The organism is Bernardetia sp., assembly GCF_020630935.1.
Taxonomy (GTDB): domain Bacteria; phylum Bacteroidota; class Bacteroidia; order Cytophagales; family Bernardetiaceae; genus Bernardetia.
This window is the reverse complement of record NZ_JAHDIG010000113.1, coordinates 1-7,191: the sequence shown is the minus strand read 5'-3', so window position 1 is coordinate 7,191 and position 7,191 is coordinate 1. Positions and strand designations below refer to the sequence as shown.

The 7,191-nt window shown below is 32.4% G+C and carries 6 protein-coding genes; 3 read left to right on the top strand and 3 right to left on the bottom strand.

Going from position 1 to position 7,191, the window contains the following annotated elements; genetic code table 11:
- Positions 1-343: 343 nt before the first annotated feature.
- Entirely contained in the window at positions 344-1,246 is a 903-nt protein-coding gene (locus QZ659_RS19580; protein WP_291728635.1) for a DnaJ C-terminal domain-containing protein, read from the bottom strand.
- Positions 1,247-1,324: 78 nt separating this feature from the next.
- Entirely contained in the window at positions 1,325-1,738 is a 414-nt protein-coding gene (locus QZ659_RS19575) for an Hsp20/alpha crystallin family protein (RefSeq protein WP_291728633.1), read from the bottom strand.
- A gap of 222 nt (positions 1,739-1,960) precedes the next feature.
- On the opposite strand from QZ659_RS19575, the gene QZ659_RS19570 reads away from it, so the two are divergent.
- Together QZ659_RS19570 and QZ659_RS19565 are read left to right on the top strand one after the other, a co-directional pair.
- Positions 1,961-3,532 carry a glycoside hydrolase family 10 protein gene (locus tag QZ659_RS19570; protein WP_291728630.1) on the top strand — a complete coding sequence of 524 codons (1,572 nt, stop codon included), beginning with the start codon at positions 1,961-1,963 and terminating at the stop codon, positions 3,530-3,532.
- Between the two features lie 134 nt (positions 3,533-3,666).
- Positions 3,667-4,932 (top strand): mechanosensitive ion channel family protein, encoded by a 1,266-nt coding sequence (locus QZ659_RS19565; protein WP_291728628.1) that lies wholly within the window; start codon positions 3,667-3,669, stop codon positions 4,930-4,932.
- Positions 4,933-4,960: 28 nt separating this feature from the next.
- On the opposite strand, the gene QZ659_RS19560 is transcribed toward QZ659_RS19565, so the two are convergent.
- Complete coding sequence (locus tag QZ659_RS19560) at positions 4,961-5,794, bottom strand: hypothetical protein (RefSeq protein ID WP_291728599.1); 834 nt, start codon at positions 5,792-5,794, stop codon at positions 4,961-4,963.
- A gap of 442 nt (positions 5,795-6,236) precedes the next feature.
- Between QZ659_RS19560 and QZ659_RS19555 the strand changes: the two genes are divergently transcribed.
- Entirely contained in the window at positions 6,237-7,070 is an 834-nt protein-coding gene (locus QZ659_RS19555) for a TylF/MycF/NovP-related O-methyltransferase (RefSeq protein WP_291728597.1), read from the top strand.
- Positions 7,071-7,191 lie beyond the last annotated feature (121 nt).

The window sequence follows — 7,191 nt, the reverse complement described above, 5'->3', positions numbered from 1 at the left end:
TTTCCCCGTTTGGGAGGGCAAAAGTACGAACTATTTATATAAATGCAAACATTTTCGAAGAAATAAAGAAACTTTTTTGAAACACAAAACGTTTGCAGACGCAACAAATAAAACAAACACCTCATTATCAATAAGTTAAATAAAATACTTATATATGTTCTTTTTCACTCAACAGAATAACTGACTCTAAAGTTCTTATATTATAACCTTACTAGAATTTTTTCTAACACGTTTTGTAATACTATCAAAATAAAAAATCAGATTACCTATCAAAAGGCAATCTGATTACTACTATTTTTCAAAAATTTGTGATACTTTTTATGACTATGCTAAACAGTTAAAATTATTCGTTTCTCAATCTACTAAGCTCTTTGAATAACGTCTCTTCTTTACTACTTAATTTTGTAGGAATTTCTACACGAAGTTTGACAAACATATCTCCAAACTTATCAGATTTTCCATAGACAGGCATTCCTAAATTTTTGAGTCTTAGTTTTTGTCCATTTTGCGCTCCTTTCGGAATCGTAATATTTATTGAACTTCCTTTTATTGTTGGAATTTGAACTTTACCACCCAAAACAGCAGCATACAAATCTACCTTTACAGTGCAATGCAAGTCATCTGCTCTTCTTTCAAAAGTTGGATGCTTTTCTACCTTTACAATAATATACAAATCTCCACTCTGTCCGTTTGAGCCTTTTTCTCCTTTTCCTTTTAATCGTAACTTTTTATTATTGTCTGTTCCTGCCTTTATATTAATACGCAGTTGTTGTTTATTTACACTAATAGTACGAGTTGTACCAAAATACGCCTCTTGCAAAGTAATAGTCATTTCAGCTTCTAAGTCTCTCCCTGCTGAAGCTGCCGAACCAAAGCCTGCTCCTTTTCCTCCAAACATTTGTTCGAAGAAAGAACTGAAACCTCCTTGCCCAAAAGCATCTTCGAAGTTAGTTTCATAACGAGCATATCCACCTCCAGCACCATTTCCACTAAAGTCATACGCTCCACCTCCAGCACCTGCGCCTTCATATTTTTGATAGTCTTTACCAAACTGGTCGTATTTCTTTCGCTTTTCTGGGTCTTTTAATGTCTCGTAGGCTTCATTTATTTCCTTAAATTTTTTCTCTGCATTTGGGTTGTCTGTATTTTTGTCTGGATGATATTTTACAGCCAACTTTCTAAATGCTTTTTTTATCTCGTCTGCTGAAGCAGATTTTGTTATCCCTAATGTTTTGTAATAATCCATATATTTTAATAATGCGTTGTGATTTCTTATAAAAAATTATTCAAAAAATAAATATTTATCAATTGTCAATGAGTAACCTTAGTCGATTTTAATTTTTCTTGTATCAGCTGGAGGCTCTTGTTTTATAAATGGCAAAATTATTTCCAAAATACCATCTTCATATTTTGCTGCCACTTTGTCGGTATTTACATGTGAAGGAAGTGAAAAACTACGCTTAAACTGTGAAAAACTGTATTCTCTACGAGTGTATTTTTTTCCTGTAGAAGCTGACGTTTCATGTCCTTTATTAGCTGATATAGTAAGAGTGCTACTAGATACATCTATTTCGAAATCTTCTTTTTTCAAACCAGGAGCAGCAAGCTGCACAAAATAAGAATCTTGATTTTCAGAAACATTGACAGCAGGGCGACTAATAACCATCTGATTGGAAAGATATTCATTTGCTTGTCCGACAAGATTATCTATAAGTTGAAGTGGATTTTTATATTCCATAATTGAATGTATAATTTAAGATTGAAGATTTTAGAATAAAAACCAATTTAGATTTTAATAGTTCAAATCTTTTGAGGGTAAATTTAAACCTAAAAATAGCCCCAATTAATTTAAAATTGAAAAGCAATTAAGATGACTTGATTCTGACAGTTGAACACAAAAAAATAATGTAATACCTTTGATGTAACTTTAGTCTAGTCCTATAAACTATATAACTCGTCTATGTTTACAAAAAGAATAATTGTTTTTTTACAGTGTTTGTCATTGCTACTTGCCTATCAAACTGCTTTTGCCCAAGATTTGTTACTTAATCCTTCACCAAAAAGAGAATTTAGAGCTGTTTGGATTGCCAGTGTTGGTAATATCGACTTTCCTTCTAAATCTAATCTTGATTCGAAGGCACAGCGAGAAGAATTTATAAAGTTAGTCAATCTACACTCTGAAAATAACCTTAATGCCCTTATTGTACAAGTACGCCCTTCTGGAGATGCACTTTATCCTTCTGTGCGTGAACCGTGGTCGTCTGTCTTGACTGGCAAAATTGGACAAATGCCAATGCCGTTTTATGACCCTTTAGCCTTTATGGTAGAAGAAACTCATAAAAAATCAATGGAGTTTCATGCGTGGTTCAATCCGTTTCGTGCTGTGATGAACTTATCAAAAAAAATAGATTTGCCTAAAAATCATATTACCAATCTACATCCTGAATGGTTTATGCAAGTAGGAAATAGTTTGGTGTTTAATCCAGGAGAACCTGAAGCAAGGGAATTTGTAAAAGAGATTATTACTGAAGTAGTGATGCGCTATGATATTGATGGCGTACATTTAGATGATTATTTTTATCCTTATCCAGATGCAGGAATTTATGATGATTTGGAAACTTTCAAAAAATATGGGCAAGAATTTTCTAGTATAGAAGAATGGAGAAGAGATAATATCAACACATTCATAAAGGAAACTTCGTTAGCCATCAAAAATATAAAACCTTATATTAAATTTGGAATTAGTCCGTGTGCTGTTTGGAGAAACAAAAGTAAAGATGAATTAGGCTCTGAAACAAAAGCTATTTCGGCTTACGACGATTTGCATGCAGATACTCGTTTGTGGTTACAGCGTGGTTGGATAGATTATTTAGCTCCACAAGTTTATTTTAGTACGAAATCTAATGCCGTTCCTTATAAAGAAATGATTGATTGGTGGCAAGAAAATAATTTTGGAAGACATATTTACATCGGACACGCTGTCTATAAAATTGAGAATGACAAATACGATGAGCGTTGGAACAATCCTTCTGAAATGAGCGACCAAATTCGTATTATGAGAAGGCGACGAGGAATGGCAGCAGGAAGTGTTTTTTATCGCTCACGCTTTTTAGAAGATAATCCTGCCCACGTTCAAGATTCTTTGAAGGCAAATTTTTATCGCTTTAAGGCTCTGCCTCCTGTCTTGACATGGATAGACCAAACGCCTCCACCTCCACCAATGAATCTAACTATTTCTGGTTCTAGGAAAGGAGCAGTTTTACACTGGCAAGCACAAAAAACCTCTGACCCTTTCGAACAGCCGACTTATTTTATTGTGTACAGATTTGAAGACGGACAAAAAATAGATACTGAAAACCCTGCAAATATTGCAGCTATTTTGAGACAAAAAGAGTGTTTTTACATTGACCCAAATGTGCGTAAAAACTGCAAATACACCTATTTGGTTACGGCTGTCGATAGATTGCATAACGAAAGTATTCCCACAAAGTCAGACTTATTTAAGTATAAAAGACGCTATTTGAAACAATAATTGAATGAATAATGAAAAGTTAAAAATGAATTTGTTGCTGTTCTTTGCGTAAAAATTGAGTATCAGAATTTCATTTAATTGTTAATTGTCCATTTTCAACCTTTAGCTCAGCGAAGCTAATTATCCATTTACTAATGCCTACTTCAGAACAAATTGTACATTATTTTTATCGTCTGTTTCGCAATGCAGGAATGGAGACACAAAACGCAAAATATCTCAATGCCTTGATTGGTGTGATTGTTTTGTTTGTTATAGTCTATGTTTTAGACCGTATTTTCAAAACCCTTTTTGTAAAACTGATTACGCATATTTCCGAAAGAACTAAAAATCAGTTTGATAATTTTTTGGTAAAAAATAACGCTGCTGGGCTTACGGCTCATCTTTTTATCCTTCTTTTTATTCTTTATGCGTTGCCATTCGTGCTTTGGGACTTTCCTCAAACGTATGTTTACATAGAAAAAGGCGTTGATATTATTGCTGTTTTTGTGGTAGTTTTGCTAGTACAAAGTATTTTAAGGACGTTTAGTGATTACCTTAAAACTATGCGTTCGTTTAGAGATAAGCCAATTCATAGTTACGTACAGGTATTTATGATTTTTGCTTGGTTTGCTGCTGTGGTATATATTTTTACGTTACTGACAAATAAATCTCCTTGGACATTCTTCTCTGCTTTGGGTGCGCTTTCTGCCGTGATTTTGCTCATCTTTAGAGATACTATTTTGGGTTTTGTGGCAAGCATACAAGTTACAGTCAATGATATGGTTAGGATTGGAGATTGGATAACGATGGACAAATACAATGCAGATGGCGATGTGATAGAGATAAGTTTGGCTACTGTAAAAGTTCAAAATTTTGACAAAACCATCACAACTATTCCGACGTATTACTTGATTTCAGATTCGTTTAGAAACTGGCGAGGAATGACACGTTCGGAGGGAAGAAGAATAAAACGCTCTATACTTTTGAAAGTCTCTAGCATTCATTATTTGAGTGAAGAAGACGTAGAAGAATTAAAAGACATTGAATTGGTAAGAGAATATTTGGAGCAGACAAGCAAGGAAATAAACAATTATAACAATGAACATCACAATAACAAAAAACTCCTTCTAAATGGAAAAAATATGACCAATCTAGGAGTTTTTCGTATTTACATTGAAAAGTATCTTCATCAAAATCCGAATGTCAATAGCGATATGATAATGATGAGTAGGCAGCTGGAAGCTACTCCACAGGGCGTTCCGTTAGAAATTTATGCCTTTAGTAGAAGCAAAGAATGGCTAGAATATGAAAAAATTGTCTCCGATATTTTCGACCATCTTTTTGCTGCCGTTCCTTATTTTAACTTAGAACTTTTTGAAGCTCCTTCCAATGTATTGGCTATCAAGAGAGAAAAAAGATAACCTTTTTCATTGCTGTTTACAAAACTAATTATTTTTTAAGAACATAACCTTCAATTTCATCATATTCAAAAGATTCTGTTTTGATAGGTTTATTGTCTTCGAATGTTGTGATAATAAGTTGATAATAGTCTGTGTTGCTTTCTTGTAAAAAAGATATTTTTTTATCTCTATTTATAGTTTCTAACTCACTTAAATCATATCCCAAATTATCATAATGAATTTTGATAGTCTTTATATCTTTATGTGTAGATAAATCATAAATTGTAGTTGATGACGTTTTGGTAAAATATTCATCTTGGTAAGTAGTCAGAAAAAGGCTATATATTTCTTTGCCTATTTTTTCTAAAGAAATAACATTGGTATTGAGTCTATTGAGCCCATAGTTTTTATCAAAATGTATTAGCACCCAATTCTTTGTAACTGTATTATATTCTAAACTAGCCATAGAAATATATTCACTAAATGGATTTGGAGTTTCTTTTTGTTGAGTAGTATCGAAACTGTAAGTTCTTGTCTTGAACAACAAAACACATTTTTGTATATACATTTCTTGATAAAAAATAGTAGAATCTAAATGTGTATAAAAAAAACTTGGATTTTCTAACTGTTTTATTTTTTCATAAAAATTCGGTTTCCATTTTACTTCTTCCAACGAATGTTTTGTTGTAATTTCTATTCCATCAAACAGACGAAGCAGCCACTCTTTTTTTTGGGTTTGCAACTGCACTTGAGTGTTTTTGATTTGTATGCTGTCTAAAATAAGTGAATTATCACCGTCTAAGGGAGCTTGAGCAAAGCTTAAAAAATTGATAAGCAGCAAAACAAAGACAACAGATACTTTAAAAGTAGTTTTTGAATTCATAAGTAAAAAATGGATAATAAATTTAAGTTGTGTTTTTCTTTTTCTCTCTATTTATAGAAGTTGTTTAAGAATAAAACAAATTATTTAGGTCAGTATCGACAATTGCATTCGCTTCGCTCACTTTCAGGACTTAAACAACTTTATAGTATTAAAACTACGAATTAACATCTAAAAGTATCCTACTGCAAGATAAAATCGGCTAGGCTCAGTTTTTACATAATTTTTAGGTAGGGCAAGATGACTTTTGTTTAAGTTGTCTTTAATAAAATCTCAGTTTCGCTCATATTTTTTCAAAAAATCTTCCCTTATACTTAACTACAGCTATCCTGCGATTTTTCAAAGGCATTTGATTATAAATATGTATCTTTATCCGATTATTTTAAAATCATCCTTACTTAGCCAAGCTAAAACAATACATCAAAATTCGAATTTTATACAAAAAATGAAATCAAAACTAATATCTCTCACAGTTAAGTTGCTATCTTCTCTTTCTAAAGTTACAGGAGTTGATATTGAACGTTTTTTTATTCATTATATCCATAGCACAAACTCAGTAAATAGACATATATTATCCAGTGAGAACAATAGTTTGTTTTATCTTTCCCACCTACCAGATAGATATTCAGACAATTTTGCTCAGTATCAGAAGCAATCTAATTTTCTTGAATATAAAGATATTAATAAGTGGATAGATGGAAATTATTTTAATAATAGTGGAGATTTAGGAAGGTTTTTCTTTCTGAACTTGTGTATAGAATCTTTGCTTGATGAGAATATTATTGGAAATGTAATGGAAATTGGTGTGTATAAAGGTAATTCGGGTTTTCTTTTGGCAAAATATGCACGACAAGTAGGCACTACATGTTATCTTTTTGATACCTATGAGGGATTTGACCAAAGAGATATTCAAGGAATTGATAGCAACACCAACAAAGATTCATTTAAAGACACCTCGCTGGCTGATGTCAAGAGGGTAGTAGGCGAAGAAAACACAACTTACGTAAAAGGCTATTTTCCAGAGAGTCTTGAGCAAGTTGGAGAATTAGAATCATTTAGCATAGTACATATTGACTGTGATTTGGAAAAACCTATAGCAGAATCATTAGAATACTTTTATCCTAGAATGGTCAAGGGAGGTTTTCTTATTATGCACGATTATTCAAGTATGTATTGGGCAGGTGCTAAAAAAGCTATCGATTCATTTTTTTCAGACAAACCAGAATATGTCATTCCAATACCTGACAAATCGGGAACTTGTGTAGTTAGGAAGATATAGATAGGTAGGCAGAGTATGAATACTTGTCTTTACTGATTATTTTTTGTTTAAATTAAGCATTCTAGTGCAAGATTCCATCCTTATCTTGTCCCATATTTTTTCGGATTAGCTAGTTTATAGC